This is a genomic window from Aeromonas sp. 84A (assembly GCF_051919345.1).
In the GTDB taxonomy this organism is placed as follows: domain Bacteria; phylum Pseudomonadota; class Gammaproteobacteria; order Enterobacterales; family Aeromonadaceae; genus Aeromonas; species Aeromonas veronii.
In genome coordinates this window covers 2,550,113-2,566,890 of record NZ_JBQBEW010000001.1, presented here as the reverse complement: position 1 = coordinate 2,566,890, position 16,778 = coordinate 2,550,113, and the positions used below count along the sequence as shown (strand labels likewise).

General features: G+C 61.6%; 12 protein-coding genes and 1 tRNA gene. All 13 read left to right on the top strand.

The annotated features are described in order from the left end of the window. Window positions 1-325 precede the first annotated feature (325 nt). The 13 genes from kup to hypF all read left to right on the top strand — a co-directional run bounded on the left by kup (window position 326) and on the right by hypF (window position 16,778). Window positions 326-2,194: a low affinity potassium transporter Kup gene (gene kup / locus ACTG20_RS11715; protein ID WP_439987669.1), complete on the top strand. Its 1,869-nt coding sequence runs from the start codon at window positions 326-328 to the stop codon at window positions 2,192-2,194. A gap of 608 nt (window positions 2,195-2,802) precedes the next feature. After that, window positions 2,803-3,468 carry a 4Fe-4S dicluster domain-containing protein gene (locus ACTG20_RS11710; RefSeq protein WP_439987668.1) on the top strand — a complete coding sequence of 222 codons (666 nt, stop codon included), beginning with the start codon at window positions 2,803-2,805 and terminating at the stop codon, window positions 3,466-3,468. Then, a complete protein-coding gene (gene hyfB / locus ACTG20_RS11705; RefSeq protein WP_439987667.1) occupies window positions 3,468-5,339 on the top strand; it encodes a hydrogenase 4 subunit B in 1,872 nt (623 codons plus the stop codon). The genes ACTG20_RS11710 and hyfB overlap by 1 nt, the downstream gene beginning before the upstream one ends. Before the next feature lies 1 nt (window position 5,340). Then, window positions 5,341-6,294, top strand: coding sequence for a respiratory chain complex I subunit 1 family protein (locus tag ACTG20_RS11700; RefSeq protein WP_064337846.1), 954 nt, complete (start codon window positions 5,341-5,343; stop codon window positions 6,292-6,294). Window positions 6,295-6,374: 80 nt separating this feature from the next. After that, window positions 6,375-8,093: a hydrogenase large subunit gene (locus ACTG20_RS11695; protein WP_439963974.1), complete on the top strand. Its 1,719-nt coding sequence runs from the start codon at window positions 6,375-6,377 to the stop codon at window positions 8,091-8,093. A 9-nt stretch (window positions 8,094-8,102) separates the two neighbouring features. Beyond that, a complete protein-coding gene (locus tag ACTG20_RS11690; RefSeq protein ID WP_439963975.1) occupies window positions 8,103-8,660 on the top strand; it encodes a formate hydrogenlyase complex iron-sulfur subunit in 558 nt (185 codons plus the stop codon). Beyond that, complete coding sequence (locus tag ACTG20_RS11685; RefSeq protein ID WP_005333324.1) at window positions 8,660-9,475, top strand: NADH-quinone oxidoreductase subunit B family protein; 816 nt, start codon at window positions 8,660-8,662, stop codon at window positions 9,473-9,475. The genes ACTG20_RS11690 and ACTG20_RS11685 overlap by 1 nt, the downstream gene beginning before the upstream one ends. After that, window positions 9,468-9,881 (top strand): formate hydrogenlyase maturation HycH family protein, encoded by a 414-nt coding sequence (locus tag ACTG20_RS11680; protein WP_439987666.1) that lies wholly within the window; start codon window positions 9,468-9,470, stop codon window positions 9,879-9,881. Before ACTG20_RS11685 ends, ACTG20_RS11680 begins: the two co-directional genes overlap by 8 nt. Then, window positions 9,881-10,372 carry a hydrogenase maturation peptidase HycI gene (hycI, locus tag ACTG20_RS11675; RefSeq protein WP_440008014.1) on the top strand — a complete coding sequence of 164 codons (492 nt, stop codon included), beginning with the start codon at window positions 9,881-9,883 and terminating at the stop codon, window positions 10,370-10,372. The genes ACTG20_RS11680 and hycI overlap by 1 nt, the downstream gene beginning before the upstream one ends. Window positions 10,373-10,585: 213 nt before the next feature. Beyond that, window positions 10,586-10,677 (top strand) — tRNA-Sec (locus ACTG20_RS11670). A gap of 314 nt (window positions 10,678-10,991) precedes the next feature. Further along, entirely contained in the window at window positions 10,992-12,443 is a 1,452-nt protein-coding gene (gene selA, locus ACTG20_RS11665; protein WP_439987663.1) for an L-seryl-tRNA(Sec) selenium transferase, read from the top strand. 4 nt (window positions 12,444-12,447) lie between these two features. Further along, entirely contained in the window at window positions 12,448-14,343 is a 1,896-nt protein-coding gene (selB, locus tag ACTG20_RS11660; RefSeq protein WP_194496183.1) for a selenocysteine-specific translation elongation factor, read from the top strand. Continuing rightward, the gene (gene hypF, locus ACTG20_RS11655; RefSeq protein WP_194496182.1) at window positions 14,340-16,778 is read left to right on the top strand and encodes a carbamoyltransferase HypF; all 2,439 of its coding nucleotides are present in this window, start codon (window positions 14,340-14,342) and stop codon (window positions 16,776-16,778) included. Before selB ends, hypF begins: the two co-directional genes overlap by 4 nt.

Here is a 16,778-nt window from a genome sequence, read left to right as displayed (position 1 = left end):
ATTTTAGCCAAACCACTTCGCTAGATAAAACAAACAGTTGCCTGCATTACCGCGTAATATTTCAATCGCCGGATAATTAATTCTCTTACTCAAATTGAACTTTTGATTATTTATAACTGAGCATAGTCCCGCAGAGTGTGTGTCATTATAAGCTTAATGACAGATGAACAGACTGTGTTCCATGACAAGCAGATCACTATTCCGTTAGCGCCCTTTCCCATCGCAATCCATTAATTCTCTCCCGATTAAATATCACGACTCTCTTGGTAGGTCGGGCAGCTGTGCGTTGGCAAACGTGTAAACATCAAACTGACAAGATGAACTCATGAACTGTGATAAACAACAAGCCACTCCCGGCGTTATGCTGGCGGCGATTGGCGTAGTCTATGGCGATATCGGCACCAGCCCGCTCTATACCTTGCGCGAGTGCCTGTCAGGTCAATTCGGGTTCGGCGTCGAGCCGGCCTCCATTCTCGGCTTTCTCTCGCTGATCTTCTGGCTGCTGATCCTGGTGGTGTCGGTCAAGTACCTCTCCTTTGTGATGAGGGCCGACAACGCCGGTGAGGGTGGCATTCTCACCCTGATGTCGCTGGCGACCCGCAACGCCTCCACCCGCTGGACACCGCTGCTGATCATCCTCGGTCTGATTGGTGGCAGCTTCTTCTATGGCGAGGTGGTGATCACCCCGGCGATGTCGGTGATGTCGGCCATCGAGGGTCTGAGCATTCTCACCCCCGCCCTCGACCCCTATATCGTCACCCTTTCGGTGCTGGTGCTGACCCTGCTGTTTGCCATCCAGAAACATGGCACCGCCATGGTGGGCAAGCTGTTTGCCCCCATCATGCTGATCTGGTTTATGACGCTGGCGGTGCTGGGGCTGCGCGGCATCATCCACAACCCCGAGGTGCTGGGTGCGCTCAACCCCATCTGGGCGGTGCGCTTCTTTGTCCAGTACCAGACCACCTCCTTCTTTGCCCTCGGCGCCGTGGTGCTGGCCATCACCGGGGTGGAGGCGCTCTACGCGGATATGGGCCACTTTGGCAAGAATCCAATTCGCCTCGCCTGGTTTATCGTGGTGTTGCCGTCGCTGGTACTCAACTACTTCGGTCAGGGGGCGCTGCTGCTGAGTAACCCCGCCGCCATTGCCAACCCCTTCTTCCTGCTCGCGCCGAAATGGGCGCTGGTGCCGCTGCTGCTGCTGGCGACCATGGCGACGGTGATCGCCTCGCAGGCCGTGATCTCCGGGGTCTTTTCGCTGACCCGGCAGGCAGTGCGGCTGGGGTATCTCTCCCCCATTCGCATCGTTCACACCTCCGAGCAGGAGTCCGGCCAGATCTATATTCCGGTCATCAACTGGATGCTCTATATCTCGGTGGTGATCGTCATCATGAGCTTCGAGCACTCCAGCAATCTGGCGGCGGCCTACGGCATCGCGGTGACCGGCACCATGGTGCTTACCTCCATCCTCTCCTGCTCGGTGGCCAAGAACAGCTGGCACTGGAACAAGTATCTGGTGGCCATCCTGTTTGCCGCGCTGCTCTGTATCGACGTGCCGCTGTTTGCCGCCAACCTCGCCAAGATCTTCTCCGGTGGTTGGCTGCCGCTCACTCTGGGCGCGGTGATGTTCACCGTGATGACCAGCTGGAAGAGCGAGCGTTTCCAGCTTATTCGCCGCCTGAACGAGCACGGCAACTCCCTTGAGCCGATGATCGCCTCGCTGGAGAAATCCCCGCCGACCCGGGTGGCCGGCACTGCGGTCTATATGTCGCGGGTGGTCAATGTGATCCCCCATGCGCTTCTGCACAATCTCAAGCACAACAAGGTGCTGCACGAGCGGATCATCCTGCTCACCCTGCGGGTGGAGGATGTGCCCTACGTCCACAATGTGCGCCGGGTCTGCATCGAGCAGCTCTCCCCCACTTTCTGGCGGGTAGTGGCGAGCTACGGCTGGCGCGAGACCCCGAACGTGGAGGAGATCTTCCACCGCTGCAACGCCGAGGGGCTCAGCTGCCGGATGATGGAAACCTCGTTCTTTATGGCCCACGAGTCGCTGATCATGAAAGAGCGCCCCTGGTATCTCTATCTGCGCGGCAAGCTCTTTATGCTGCTGCAGCGCAACGCCCTGCGCGCGCCGGATCAGTTCGAGATCCCGCCCAACCGGGTTATCGAGCTGGGATCCCAGGTGGATATCTGATGGCGTGTTGATGGCCTCTTGATGGCATAGAAAACGTCAGCAAATAGAGAGGGAGGCATTGGCCTCCCTCTCTTGTTTCCGTTAACCCCGATTACCGACCCCCTCATCCCCAACCCTTCTCCCGCGAGGGGAGAAGGGAGCAAACCACGGCGACCATATGTTGCCAACGGTGCAATTCACTTCGTTCTTTGCCCCTGCTCCCGGCATACTGCCGATATATTTGCGTTCTCGTGCGTCCGATTACGCTTCGCTAATCGAACCTACGGTTTCAAAACAGGCGGCCTCTATCCGAACAGACAGAGCACCATAGGGTGCAACAAGCGCAGCGCCGTGCACCGCGAACATATGTCGGAGAGGTGCAATTCACTTCGTTCTTTGCACCCTACTCATGCTGTGTTTTCCAAGGTGACGAACCCTCTTGGCGGCTTCGTCACAAGTGACGAACGTCACAGTTCGACAGCCATATCAGCGCGTTCACTCAACTACGCGAAGATTTTTATTTATTTAAAAACAGCAACTTAAGACTAATTTAGCTGCAAAAACCATTCTGGCCCGTATCTTGCCAACCTGCCCCTACTTTCTCCGTTCGCGACACGACAAGGTAGGCTATGAACCGCTTCGTTATCGCTGACCCCAAGCTTTGTATCGGCTGTGGCACCTGTATGGCGGCCTGCAGCGAGGTACACAAGGCGCAAGGTTTGCAGCAAGCCCCCCGTTTAACCGTTATGCGACACGAGCAGGCGACCATGCCGGTTCAGTGCCGTCACTGTGACGATGCCCCCTGCATCAAGGTGTGCCCGGTCGAGGCAATTCGCCAGACCGGCGATTGCGTGCAACTCAACGAGTCGCTCTGCATTGGCTGCAATCTCTGCGCCGTTGCATGCCCCTTTGGCGCCATCCAGAGCGGCGGCAGCCGTCCGGTAGCCGTGGCCAACAGCTACGACACCTATATCCCCTGCTCCATCCGCTCCAGCAACCCCTCAACTTCCGCAGGCCTGCGCTGCTTTGGCGAGGATCTGCTGAGCTGGGAGCCGGGAGTGCGCAGCATCGCCGTCAAGTGCGACCTGTGCGAGTTTCGCGCCGACGGCCCCGCCTGTGTCGGAGCCTGCCCCTCCCAGGCACTGAAGCTGGTCAATGACGGCGACACCGAACGCGCCGCCCGTATCCGTCGCCAGCAAGCGGCCGACACCAACCCGCAAGGGGCCTCTGCCTTCCCGGCGCCCGCCACGGCGCTCCCTGCATCCGATTTATCTACCACAGAGGGAGTTCGCTGATGTTGTCCCCCCTTGTAATGGCCACGCTCCTGCTCTTTTTGCTGGGCGCTGCCGCCGGTTTGCTGCTGCAAAAGCTGCCCGCACTGGCCAACCGCCTCAATAGCGGCCTTGCCCTATTGGGGTCACTCACGGGTCTGGTCGCCGCCATCCAGATCTTTGCCCAAGGCGCCCCCGTCGACGGCCAACTCTGGCTGCTGGGCTCAGTGCACCTCGACATGCTGGCCGCACTGATGCTGCTGGTGATTAGCACCGTCGGCGTCGCCGTCGCCCTCTACTCCTTTGCCTATATCCGCGAATATCAGGGCAAGGGCGATGTGGCCATCGGCGCACTGATGAACCTCTTCCTCTTTGCCATGGTGGGCATGGTGCTGGCCGACAACGCGCTCGGTTTCTTGCTCTGCTACGAGCTGGTGACCCTCACCACCTACTGGCTGGTCAAGACCAACCCCGAGGCCGCCAAACAGAGCCGTCTCTACTTGGTGATGAACCATATCGGCATGGCGCTGGTGCTGATCGCCTTCTGGCTGCTCTGCCGTGAAAGCGGTTCGCTGGAGTTCGCCGCGCTGCGCGAGCACCATCTGGCGGGCGGTTTGGCCTCGCTGGTGTTTCTGCTCAGCTTCTGCGGCTTTGGCCTGCGCGCCGGTTTCGTACCGCTGCACGGCTGGCTGCCGGTGGCCGAGCCCGTTGCGCCCTCCCATATCTCGGCGCTGATGTCCGGCGTGATGGTGAAGCTGGGTCTCTTTGGCATCTTGCGGGTCAGCATCGATTTTCTCGGCGCCAGCCAGCTCTGGTGGGGCTATGTGGTGCTGATCTTCGGTGCCTGCTCGGCGGTGCTCGGGGTGCTGTTTGCGCTGGCCGAGCATGACCTCAAGCGGCTGCTCGCCTACCACACGGTGGAGAACATCGGCATCATCCTGATGGGAATGGGGATCGGCATGATCGGCATCGCCAACCAGCAACCGGCACTGGTGGTGCTGGGGCTGCTCGGCGCCCTCTATCACCTGCTCAACCACGCCATCTTCAAGAGCCTGCTCTTTATGGGCACCGGCTCGGTGATGTTCCGCCTGCACACCCGTGACATGGACAAGATGGGGGGCCTGGCCAAGCTGATGCCCTGGACCGCGCTGGCGTTCCTCATCGGTGCCATGGCCATCTCGGCGCTACCGCCGCTCAACGGCTTTGTCAGCGAGTGGTTTATCTACCAGTCCCTGCTCTCCATGACCAAACTCGGCACCTCCGTCGTCGCGCCGCTCGCGGTAGTAATGCTGGCGGTGACCGGCGCCATGGCGGTGATGTGTTTCGTCAAGGTGTACGGCATCTGCTTCTGCGGCGCCCCGCGCAGCGAGAAAGCGAGCCACGCCCGCGAAGTGCCGGGCGCCATGGTGGCAGGCACCCTGCTGCTGGCTGCGGTCTGTCTGGTGCTGGGTCTGGGTGCCCCCTGGATTGCCCCCCATATCGCCAGCTATGGTCAGGCACTCGTTGCCAGCCAGATGAGTGTCGCCACCGGCGCCACCCTGCTGCCACTCGATAGCAGCCAGGCGATCCTCTCCCCACCCGTTATCGCCATCACCTTGCTGGGGCTGTTCCTCATCCCGTTGCTGGTACTGGCCATCTTCAAGGGGCCCAAGCTGGGTCGTCGTCACGCTGGCACCCCGTGGGCCTGTGGTTACGCCTATGAGGAGCGCATGAGCCTCACCTCTGGCGGTGTCACCCACACCTTGCGCCAACTCTGCGCGCCACTCTATCGCAAGCAGCCGCAGCTCGATCTGGCCAGCGCCCTGCACGGGGTGAGCGATACCAGCGGGACAACCGGCTGGTTGCTGCACTGCGTGGTGCTGGCGCTCTTTATCCTGATGGCTGTAGGAGTCTGATATGCCTGTTCTTGAAATGCCGAGCTGGGGCATGGTTGCCCTCGCCCTGACCCAGGCCATCGCCATGCTGGCGCTGGCCCCGCTCGCCACCGGTTTCAACCGGGTGCTACGAGCCAAGATGCACTCCCGTCAGGGGCCGGGCCTGCTGCAGGATTACCGTGATATCGCCAAGCTCCTGCGCCGCCAAGAGGTGACCCCCGAGCCTGCCGGCATCATCTTCAACCTGATGCCTGCGTTGCTCATCGCCGCCCTGTTGCTGGTAGGGATGGCGCTGCCGACCCTGACTCACGAGTCCCCCTTCCCCATCGCCGGGGATCTCATCACCGACATCTATCTGTTCGCCATCTTCCGCTTCTTCTTTTCGCTGGCGGGTCTCGACAGCGGCAGCATGTTTGCAGGGATCGGTGCCCGCCGCGAGCTGACTCTCGGCATTCTGGTGGAGCCCATTCTGGTGCTCGCCTGCTTCATCATGGCGATGATGGTGGGCAGCTCGGATCTGGGCAACATCAGCAGCTATGTGGCGACCCAGCCGCTGGCCGCGCCCATCGCCACCCTGCTGGCCGGTGCCGCCTGCGCCTTCGCGGTGTTTGTCGAGATGGGCAAGCTGCCCTTTGACTGCGCCGAAGCCGAGCAGGAGCTGCAGGAGGGGCCGCTCACCGAGTATTCCGGTGCGGGGCTGGCCCTGCTCAAGCTCTCCATCGGCCTCAAGCAACTGGTAGTGGTGCAGCTCTTTCTGGTGATTTTCCTGCCCTTCGGCAAAGCAGCCAACTGGAGTCTGCCTGCACTCATCGGTGCGGCGCTGATCCTCGCCTGCAAGCTGCTGGTGGCCTTTTTGCTGGCTGGCATCATCGAAAACGCCATGGCCCGTACCCAGTTCGTGCGCACCCACAAGCTCACCCGCTACGGCTTGGGGCTGGCCCTGCTGGCGCTGCTCGCCTATCTGGTCGGGGTCTGAGCCATGCCCGCCAGCACAGCAACTTTTTCCGATTTCATCATTTGTGAATGCTCATTCCCGAACATTAAAGTGAGAACTGCATGACCATCGCCATTTCGGATCGCATCGGCTGCGACTACATCCAGCAGGTGCGAGCCCAACTGCCCCACGCCATCGTCGACGAGGAGTGGCAAACCGCCGATCAGGCCACCATCACCGTCAAACCCACCAGTCTGGTCGAGACGGCCAGCCTGATTTTCCATCAGCTGGGGGGCTGGCTTCCGCTCTCGTTTGCCAATGACGAGCGCAGCCTCAACGGCCACTTCGCCGTCTACCACGTCTTCTCCATGGAGGGCGACACCAAGTGCTGGATCACCGTCAAGGTGCTGGTAGATGCCGATACCCAGGAGTACCCCTCCATCACCCCGACCATTCCGGCGGCTGTGTGGGGCGAGCGGGAGATCCGCGACATGTATGGCCTGCGCGCCATCGGTCTGCCGGACGAACGCCGTCTGGTGCTGCCGGATGACTGGCCGGAGGATATCCACCCGCTGCGCAAGGACGCCATGGATTATCGCCAGCGCCCGATGCCCACCACTGACACCGAGACCTACCCCTTCGTCAACGAGCTGGGCAGTGATGCCAACCGCATCGTGCCGGTCGGCCCGCTGCACATCACCTCGGACGAACCGGGTCACTTTCGTCTGTTCGTCGATGGGGAAGACATCATCGATGCCGACTACCGCCTCTTCTATGTCCATCGCGGCATGGAGAAGCTGGCGGAAACCCGGATGGGCTACAACGAAGTTGCATTTCTGACCGACCGGGTCTGCGGCATCTGCGGCTTTACCCACAGCGTCGCCTACACCACCTCGGTGGAGAACGCCATGGGCATTCCGGTGCCGGAGCGGGCCAAGATGATCCGTGCCGTGCTGCTGGAGGTGGAGCGCCTGCACAGCCATATCCTCAACATCGGCCTGTCGAGCCACTTCACCGGTTTCGACACCGGATTTATGCAGTTCTTCCGGGTGCGGGAGAAATCCATGACCCTGGCCGAGCTGCTGACCGGCGCGCGCAAGACCTATGGTCTCAACCTGATTGGCGGGGTGCGCCGCGACATCTTCAAGGAAGATCGCATCAAGGGTGCCCAGCTGGTGCGCGAGCTCCGTGATGAGCTCAAACCCCTGGTGGCCATGCTGCTGGATACCGCCAACATCTCCTCCCGCCTGATCGGTATCGGCAAGCTCGAGCCGCAAATTGCCCGCGATTTCAGCTGCGTCGGCCCCATGGTGCGGGCGAGCGGCTTCAAGCGCGACGTGCGCCGGGTTCACGACTTTGCCGGCTACCGCGAGCTGCCGATGGAGATCCAGACCAAGGCGGGTTGCGATGTGCAATCCCGGGTGCTGGTGCGCATCCACGAGCTCTACAACTCCCTCGACATGATTGAGTTTGGTCTTGAGCACCTGCCGGAAGGGCAACTGCTCACTGAAGGCTTCACCTACCAGCCGGGCAAATTTGCGCTGGGCTTTACCGAGGCGCCCCGCGGCGAGAACGTCCACTGGAGCATGACCGGGGACAACCAGAAGCTGTTCCGCTGGCGCTGCCGCGCCGCCACCTACGCCAACTGGCCCGCCCTGCGCTACATGCTGCGCGGCAATACCGTCGCTGATGCGCCGCTGATCATCGGCAGTCTGGATCCCTGCTACTCCTGTACCGACCGGGTCACCCTGGTCGACCCCAAGAAGGGCAAATCCACCGTGGTCTCCTACAAGGAGATCGAGCGCTACGGCATCGATCGCAAAAACTCTCCGTTGAAATAAGGGGTCATCATGATCAAGCTGTTCAAGACCATCCTCAAGGCTGGCACCCCGACCGCCAAGTACCCCTTCGCCCCTTACGAGGTGAACCGGGATTTTCGCGGCAAACCGAAATATCAGGCGGATCAGTGCATCGCCTGTGCCGCCTGCACCAAGGCCTGCCCGGCCAATGCGCTGGTGATGGAAGTGGACATGGAGACCGGCGAACGGCGCTGGGAGATCTCCATGGCGCGCTGCATCTTCTGCGGCCGCTGCGAGGAGGTCTGCCCGACCCGCGCCATCGCCCTCTCCCCCGAGTTCGAGCTGGCGGTGACCAACAAGGCGGATCTCTATGAGGAGGCCCGCTTCGCGCTGGCCCCCTGCACCCTGTGCGGCACCTACTTTGCCCCGAGCAAGCTGGTGGCGCTGATGGAGGACACCCTCAAGCAGGCGGGCACGCCGCTGGCCACCCCGGAGCGGCTGCACCACTGCCCCGACTGCAAACGAAAACAGAGCATGCTGAGCCAGCCTGACTCGGCCCTGATCACACCGATAGCCACACCGATGGCCGCACAAAAGGAGTGGATGTGATGAGCAAGATCAAAGGCATAGAACCGGTTGTCGGCCATGCCCATACCCGCGCCGTGCCGCTGGCACAGGATCCCGAGATCACCAAACTCAAGAAGACCCTGCTCAAGGACATTCGCCGCTCGGCCTATGTCTACCGGGTCGATTGCGGCGGCTGCAACGCCTGCGAAATAGAGATCTTCGCCACCATCACCCCGCTGTTCGATGCCGAGCGTTTCGGCATCAAGGTGGTCGCCTCCCCCCGCCACGCCGACATCCTGCTCTTTACCGGCGCGGTGACCCGAGCGATGCGGGTTCCGGCCCTGCGCGCCTACGAGGCGGCGCCCGATCCCAAGATCTGTATCGCCTACGGCGCCTGCGGCTGTGACGGCGGCATCTTCCACGACCTCTACTGCGTCTGGGGCGGCACCGACAAGATTGTGCCGGTGGATGTCTATATCCCCGGCTGCCCCCCCACACCGGCAGCCACCATCTACGGCTTTGCGGTGGCGCTCGGTCTGCTTGAGCAGAAACTCAAAGCCACCAGCCACGAGGTGCAACCGGGTGAACGGGTCGAGCTGCGCCACACCGGCATCCCCAATGAAATCCGGGTGATGATCGAGCGCGAAGCGCGCCGCATGGCCGGTTATCGGCAGGGGCGGATCATCGCCGACGAGTTTATGGCCCTGCTCGAAGGGGCGACCCAGCAGGATGTGGATCTGCGCATTCAGAGCTACCTCGATCAGCACGATGATCCGCGCCTCTCGGAGATCGTCAACAACCTCGCAAACGCCTGTCTCAACCGGGCGGCCGGCAAGGGAGAGGCGGTGCATGGCTGACGAGGTTTTCTTCTATCGACTCTCGCGCAAGTTCGTCGACGAGCAGTTCGACGTGCCGGAAGAGGCCAGGGAGGTGATGTACTACAGCCTCGCCATCGGCCATCACCTCGGCATCGTCGATTGCCTGCGAGCAGACCTGGTCTGCTCGCTGACCGGTTATCGCGACTGGGTAGCCAAGCTGCCAGAGGGAAGTGAAGCACGCCGCAAGATGGAGGGGTTTCTCACCTTTGGCGAGATCACCATCTATCGCGAGCACTGCCATATGCTGGCCTGCGCCTTCGACCGGCTGCGCAAAACCGACAATCTACTCGATGAGCAGGAGCTGGGCTGGACCAACACCTTTATGGATCAGCTCACCGCCCTCTTTAACGACCCCCATATGTACCTGATGGTAAGGAGCCGCTGATGGGCTGCAATCTCGTGTTGACCGTGGGCAATGCCATGATGGGGGACGACGGTGCCGGCCCCTATCTTGCCGACAAACTGCAAGCCGCCCCCCTGTCCGGCTGGATCCATATTGACGGCGGCATCGCGCCGGAAAATGTGGTCTACAAGGTGCGGGAGCTGCAACCGGAGCGAGTGGTACTGGTGGATGCCGCCGAGATCGGCGAAAAGGCGGGAACCCTGCAGGTGATCCCCCCCGAGACCATCGCCGAGATGTTTATCTTCTCGACCCACAATATGCCGCTCAATTTTTTGATCGACGAGCTCAAGACCTTTGTCCCAGAGGTGATCTTTGTCGGGGTACAACCGGCCATCGTGGCGTTCTCCTTCCCGATGACCGATATGGTGAGCGAGGCGATGGATTATCTTTATCAGCACCTTGATGCCGCCAAGGATACCGACTTGTTAATAGAGAAACTGGATCAGTGGAATATTGCCAACGCCAAGCGGTGATTATTTAGCGAGTTGTTAACGACCGTTATTGACTGACGCTTTTGGCAATGTGATCGAGGCCCGATGTTAAATTAAAAACATCGGGCTAACTGTGCTGAACTTGATATAAAACAAGGTTCTTTGATTTTTTCAAAAAATCGCTAACTCTCGCTTTTTTATGACAAAAAAAGCGTTGCCAGTCACAGAAATTTGCCACAAAATGGCGACCGTTACGGAAGTTGATGGGGTCTGGTGGCCTCCTCGGTCTTCAAAACCGATGTGAGCCGAGAAGGCTTTGGCAGGTTCGATTCCTGCCTCTTCCGCCAAATTTATCTATTGAACAAATACTCTCCCGCTGAATTTTTCGGCCTGAATGTTATTTCCATTGTTTGTTCAATATGTTTGAAGTAATACCTTAAAAAAGGTGCTTGCCGCTTGCCAATATAATCCGAACTCAGGTTATCTCGCTGGCCAACAATTAATTTATCAGCATCGATGCAGCATTAATTTATACCCGCTCATTGATGCACCCAGTTTGCACTCATCCGCAAATCGCCAGCAGTGCCATAACCCGTCAGCTCGGCCTCTCTATCGGCAAACCGGTGCGCATCCCGAACCCACGCACTGCACTGGTAATCCCATGCCGAACTCGTCTCACGCGCCAGCCATCCCCCACCGCCAGCCCGCATCAGGTACGGCTGCCAACGATTCACAGCGACAAACCCGCCGTCTGCCGCAAGTGGAACAGCTGCTGCAGCAACCCTTTCTCGCCGGGTTTATCGAGGCGCTGAGCCGCCCGCTGGTGACCCAGGCGGTGCGCGACACCCTGAGCGAGCTGCGCCAGAGCGAAGATTTTCGCCAGCACGGCGTCGCCCCCGAGCAGATCGAGGTGCTGATTGCCAAACGCTGCCGACAGCAGTTGCGCCAGCGTCAGACCCGGGTGATCAACGCTACCGGCACCCTGGTGCATACCAATCTGGGGCGATCGCCATTAAGTCATGAGCTGTGGGACGAGGTGCGTGACCTCAACACCGGCTACAACAATCTGGAGCTGGATCTCGCCACCGGCAAACGCGGTGGGCGCAAGGGGCTGATCGCCCCCCTGCTCCGTTGCCTCACCCAGGCCGAGGATTCGCTGGTGGTCAACAACAACGAAGCTTCCCTCTTCCTGCTGCTGCAGGAGGTAGCAAAGGGGCGCGAGGTGATCGTCTCGCGCGGCGAACAGATCCAGATTGGCGGCGGTTTTCGCATTCCCGATATTCTGGCCCTCTCCGGCGCCAAACTGGTGGAGGTGGGCACCACCAATATCACCACCGCCAAAGATTACCTCGATGCCATCACCGATCAGACCGCGCTGGTGCTGATGGTGCACAGATCCAATTTCGCCATTCGCGGCTTTACCGAGTCCCCCGATATCGGCGAGGTGGCCCGCGCCCTGCCCGAACATGTAGTGCTGGCGGTGGATCAGGGCTCTGGCTTGACCACAGAAGAGTTTGCACCGGATGAAACCTCGGTGCGCCAGTACATCAAGGCGGGGGCGGATCTGGTCTGCTACTCAGGCGACAAGCTCTTGGGGGGCCCGCAATCTGGCATCATCAGCGGCCGCAGCGACCTTATCAAGCGGCTGGAAAAACACCCCATGATGCGCACCTTCCGCCCGAGCCGCATCGTCTACTCCCTGCTCGAACGGCTGCTCATCCACAAGCTCAACAAATCCCCCATCGGTGAGGGTATTGCCCAGCGCACCTTGAGCAACCCGGCCGCCATGGAGGCGAGAGCCTCCCGGCTGATGGCCGCCCTGCCCGGCTGTTTTGTGCCGGTCCCCGCCCAGCTGGTGGTGGGCGGTGGCACCTTGCCGGACGAGTTCTATCCGGCCCCTGCGCTGGAGTGCACCGACCCGCGCCCGGCCCAGCAGTTGCTCGATGATTTGCGCGAACTGCCGGTGCCGGTCATCGCCACCGTGCGCCAGCAGAAGGTGCTGCTCAATATGGCCACCCTGCTGCCGGCGGAGATGGAGCTGTTGATCGCCCAACTCAGGGAATTGCTGCTGCCCGCCCCGTTCAATGCAACAAATGCGAGCGAGGAGCCCTGATCCCATGACCCCCTATCGCGCCGTTATCGGTCTTGCCGGCCACGTGGATCACGGCAAGACCTTGCTTATCAAGGCTCTCACCGGCATCACCACCGCCCGCGCCCATGAGCAGGCCATCGGCATGACCCAGGATCTCGGCTTTGCCCACTTCGACGACTGTCAGGGCAACACCATCGGCGTCATCGACGTGCCCGGCCACGAGCGCTATATCCGCAACATGGTGGCGGGGCTCTGGAGTCTGGATCTGGTGCTGCTGGTGATTGCCGCCGACGAGGGGTGGATGCCGATGACCGGCGATCACCTGCGCCTGCTCAAGGCGATGGGGGTGCCGCGCCTCTTGGTCTGCATCAACAAGTGCGATCTGGTCTCCCCCGACGAGCTTTTGCTGTTGGAAGAGAGCCTGCTGGAGCGGGTAATGGACGAAAGCGGCATGGTGCCCGACATCGTCAGCGTCAGCGCCAAAACCGGCGCCAATATGGCTGCCCTGCACGCCGCTATCGTGCGCCAGCTTGCCGAACTGCCAGCCTCACACGCTGCCCGCGAGCAGAGCGCCCCGCGACTGTATGTGGACAGGGTCTTTACCGCCAACGGCACCGGCACCGTGCTCACCGGAACCTTGCAACAGGGCCGCCTCAAGGTGGGAGACAAACTGCGCCTCTACCCCGCCGATCGGGAGGTGCAGGTGCGCTCGCTGCAGGCCTATCACCAGAGCGTCGACGAGATCGGCGCCGTCTGTCGGGTGGCGGTGGGCCTTAAAAAAGTGCCCCACAAGGAGGTGGCCCGCGGTCACTGCCTTACCAGCGCCGCTGGCCAGTGCAAGGCGGCGACCCACCTTATCGTGCGACTCAACGCCGAGAGCCTGAGCACCAAGACGCTACGCCCCTCTCTGCACAACAAGGAGATCGAAGTGGCCCTTGGCAGCTGGCATGGCCGGGCCCGTTTCGTGCCCATCAAGGATACCCGGCTGGCGCGGCTGATCTTTACCAGCCCCATCCCCTGCTTCTTCGGCCAGCCGCTCGCCATCATTCGCCACGGCAGCAGCGAACTGCTGCACGGCGCCCGCATCGTCTGGTGCGGCGACATCCATCCCGCCAGACGCAAGGCACTGCACACCCTGCTGGGCGAGCTGCCAGATGAGCTCGAGCACTACAACCCGGCCACCCTGCAACTGGGGCTCAACGGCTATGTGCTAGCCAGCCGCTTTGACCAGCAGCCAGAGCAGGTCACCCCCCTCGGTGAGTGGCTGCTGGACAACCACTGGCTGGCCCAGAGCCGCGACCAGCTGCTCGCTACATTGGCCAGCGAACCGCTTAGCGCCGCAGAGCTTGCAACCCGCTTTGGCATCGCCCTGCCGGTCACTCAGGCCCTGCTCCAGCAGCTCAAGAGCGAGCAGCTTGTTCGCCTGCACCATGACAAGTGGCAGCAGGGCAGCGGCGAGTCGGAAGACGATCTGGGAGAAGAGGCGCAACTGGTGCTCAAGGTGGTGCGAGATCAAGGCAAGGAGGGTTACGAGCCCGGTAAACTGGGCCCCGGCGGCGTGGCGCTGGATCCCTTTATCACCCGCAAACTGCCCGCCGCCCTGCAGCAGGGCTTGCAGCAAAAAGGCGCGTTGCAAAGGCAGCTGCGCAATCTGGCACGACTCAAGTATCTGGTGCAGCTCGATGGCCCCATCTACTACGACGCCGAGCTTTACAACCAGATGGTCGCCGCCGTGCTGGCGGGCCAGCAGGTGGGAGATCTGATCGACATGGCATCCCTCAAGGAGATCACCGGCTTGTCGCGCAAATACGCCATTCCGTTCTGCCTGCGCATGGAGATGGATGGCTGGGTACGACGCGAGGAGAACGAGCGCCGGGTGCTGCGTTTGCCGCAGACTCAAGATGAGATGGAGCCGGCATGAGCGCCACCATCACCCCCTCTGACTCTGCCAATCCTGTGGCCAACCGGCTGCGCCGCGAATTTCATATCGACGGCATAGTTCAGGGGGTCGGCTTTCGCCCCTTCGTCTATGGACTGGCGCTGCGCCACGGCCTTGCCGGCTATGTGTTGAACGACGCGAGCGGCGTCACCATCGGCGCCGAAGGATCGCCCGAGCAGATGGCCAGCTTTGCCCGCGAACTGCGGGAACTGGCGCCGCCGCTGAGCCGCATCGATCACTTCAGCGAGCGGGAACTGCCCCTCGCTCATGATCCCGACTTCGATGGCCAATTTCATGGCCAGTTTCGAATTAAAGCAAGCCAGCAGCAGAGCGCGGCCACGGTCGCCATCTCGCCGGATCAGGGAATGTGCGAGGCGTGCGCCACGGACGTGGCCAACCCCAACGATCGCCACCACCACTACCCCTTTACCAACTGCACCCACTGCGGCCCGCGCTACACCATTATCCGCCGCCTCCCCTACGACAGACCCCATACCGCCATGGCAGGCTTTGCCATGTGCCCGCGCTGCGCGGCGGCCTATGAAAATCCGCTGGACAGACGCTACCATGCCCAGCCGGTGAGCTGCCCCGAGTGCGGGCCGCATCTGACCTGGCGCAGCGGCCTCGGCGATGCCCTGGCCGAGCGCGAGGATGCCCTGCAAGCAGCAGCAAGCGCACTGCAGGCGGGGGCGCTGATTGCGGTCAAGGGGATGGGGGGGTATCACCTGATATGCGATGCCCGCAATGAACAGAGTGTTGCCAGATTGCGAACGTTCAAGCGGCGCGCGCGCAAGCCACTGGCGGTGATGATGGGCTCCCTTGCCGAGGCCAAACTGCATGTCACCGGCAGCGAAGACGAGTGGAAGCTGCTCACCTCTCAGGCCAGACCCATCACCTTGCTGCGCAAGCGCATTAACGATGATCGGCTCTCAGAATCCCTACTGACAACCGCGCCGCTGGCCGAGGGGATCGCCCCCGGCATTCCCTACCTTGGCATTATGCTCCCCTATACCCCGCTCCATCAGCTGCTGCTGGACGCCTGTGCCATGCCGCTGGTGGCGACCAGCGCCAATGGTCGCGGCAGCCCAATCCTTATCGAGTGCGAGGCGGTGGTCAGGGAACTCGGCAGCGAGATTGACGGCATCCTGGATCACAACCGCCCTATCCTGCACCCGTGCGACGACAGTCTGGTGCAGTGGGCAGGCGGGCGACGCCAGACGTTGCGGCTGGCCCGGGGCTATGCCCCCTGCACTCCCAGCCTGCAAGAGGCGGTCAAGGCGCCGCTCTTGGCAGTCGGGGCGCAACAGAAGAACCAGCTGGCGCTCGCCTTCGGCCGCCAGCGCATCTACAGCCCCTATATTGGCGATCTCCACAGCCTGCCGATGCAGGAGCACTTCGAGCAGACCCTGGCCACCTTTCGCGAACTCTACGATCTCAAGCCAGAACTGCTGGTCTCGGATCGCCACCTCGGCTACCTCAGCCACCAGTGGGCCAAAAGCTATTGCCAGAATCAAGGTGCCACCCACCTCGAGGTGCAGCACCATCACGCCCACCTGCTGGGGGTGATGGCCGAGCACGACATCACGGGCCCGGTGCTGGGTGTTGCCTTCGATGGCACCGGCCTTGGCGATGACGGCACCCTCTGGGGCGGCGAGCTGCTGATCGCAGACGTTCAGGGCTTCGATCGTGTTGCCCACCTCGCGCCTTTCAAGCTGATCGGCGGCGAGGCGGCCATTCGCGAGCCGGTGCGTCAGCTGCTGGGGCTGCTGTTTGAATCGCACAGCCCTGAGGAGATCAGTGCCCTCGACATTCCTTTGATCAACACGTTGCCACCTGAGCAGATCAACAATCTGCACCAGCTCTGGCATCTCGGTCGCAACGCCCCTTACACCAGCTCCATCGGTCGGCTGTTCGATGCGGTGGCGGCGCTCTTGGGGGTGATCGACACCCCCGATTACGAGGGCGAAGCGGGGCTATTGCTGGAGGCGGCTGCCTTGCAGCTGGCACCCGATGAACAGCCCTTCCCCCTCGCCTTTGATCTCAGCCAATCAGCGGAGGGGCCGCTGCGGATCCAGTGGGCAGAGCTGCTCCATACCCTTGTCAGCGAGAGGCGGTCAGGCACCGCCACCGCCAGCCTGGCCGCCGGTTTTATCCGAGCCATCAGCAATCTGGTCATCGCCCTGGCCGAGCGCTTCCCCGGCTATCCGGTGGCGCTTGGGGGTGGTGTCTTTCAAAACCGGGTGCTGATGGACCAGCTGGTGCCCGCTCTCGAAGCGGCCGGTCGGCAGGTATTGACCAGCGAAACCCTGCCGCTCAATGACGGTAGCATCGCCGCCGGTCAGCTCTGGTTTGCCATCCACCATATTGCCACGCACCGCCCAACCACAGCTGGCTGTGCCACCTTGTCGGAGTCCTGA

What these genes read in the sequence shown, in the direction of transcription:
- hyfB (WP_439987667.1), top strand. Translation starts at nt 3,468, where the DNA reads ATGTTGTCCCCCCTTGTAATGGCCACGCTCCTGCTCTTTTTGCTGGGC.
- ACTG20_RS11700 (WP_064337846.1), top strand. Translation starts at nt 5,341, where the DNA reads ATGCCTGTTCTTGAAATGCCGAGCTGGGGCATGGTTGCCCTCGCCCTG.
- ACTG20_RS11710 (WP_439987668.1), top strand. Translation starts at nt 2,803, where the DNA reads ATGAACCGCTTCGTTATCGCTGACCCCAAGCTTTGTATCGGCTGTGGC.
- ACTG20_RS11690 (WP_439963975.1), top strand. Translation starts at nt 8,103, where the DNA reads ATGATCAAGCTGTTCAAGACCATCCTCAAGGCTGGCACCCCGACCGCC.
- selA (WP_439987663.1), top strand. Translation starts at nt 10,992, where the DNA reads ATGCCGAACTCGTCTCACGCGCCAGCCATCCCCCACCGCCAGCCCGCA.
- ACTG20_RS11685 (WP_005333324.1), top strand. Translation starts at nt 8,660, where the DNA reads ATGAGCAAGATCAAAGGCATAGAACCGGTTGTCGGCCATGCCCATACC.
- hypF (WP_194496182.1), top strand. Translation starts at nt 14,340, where the DNA reads ATGAGCGCCACCATCACCCCCTCTGACTCTGCCAATCCTGTGGCCAAC.
- selB (WP_194496183.1), top strand. Translation starts at nt 12,448, where the DNA reads ATGACCCCCTATCGCGCCGTTATCGGTCTTGCCGGCCACGTGGATCAC.
- hycI (WP_440008014.1), top strand. Translation starts at nt 9,881, where the DNA reads ATGGGCTGCAATCTCGTGTTGACCGTGGGCAATGCCATGATGGGGGAC.
- ACTG20_RS11695 (WP_439963974.1), top strand. Translation starts at nt 6,375, where the DNA reads ATGACCATCGCCATTTCGGATCGCATCGGCTGCGACTACATCCAGCAG.
- ACTG20_RS11680 (WP_439987666.1), top strand. Translation starts at nt 9,468, where the DNA reads ATGGCTGACGAGGTTTTCTTCTATCGACTCTCGCGCAAGTTCGTCGAC.
- kup (WP_439987669.1), top strand. Translation starts at nt 326, where the DNA reads ATGAACTGTGATAAACAACAAGCCACTCCCGGCGTTATGCTGGCGGCG.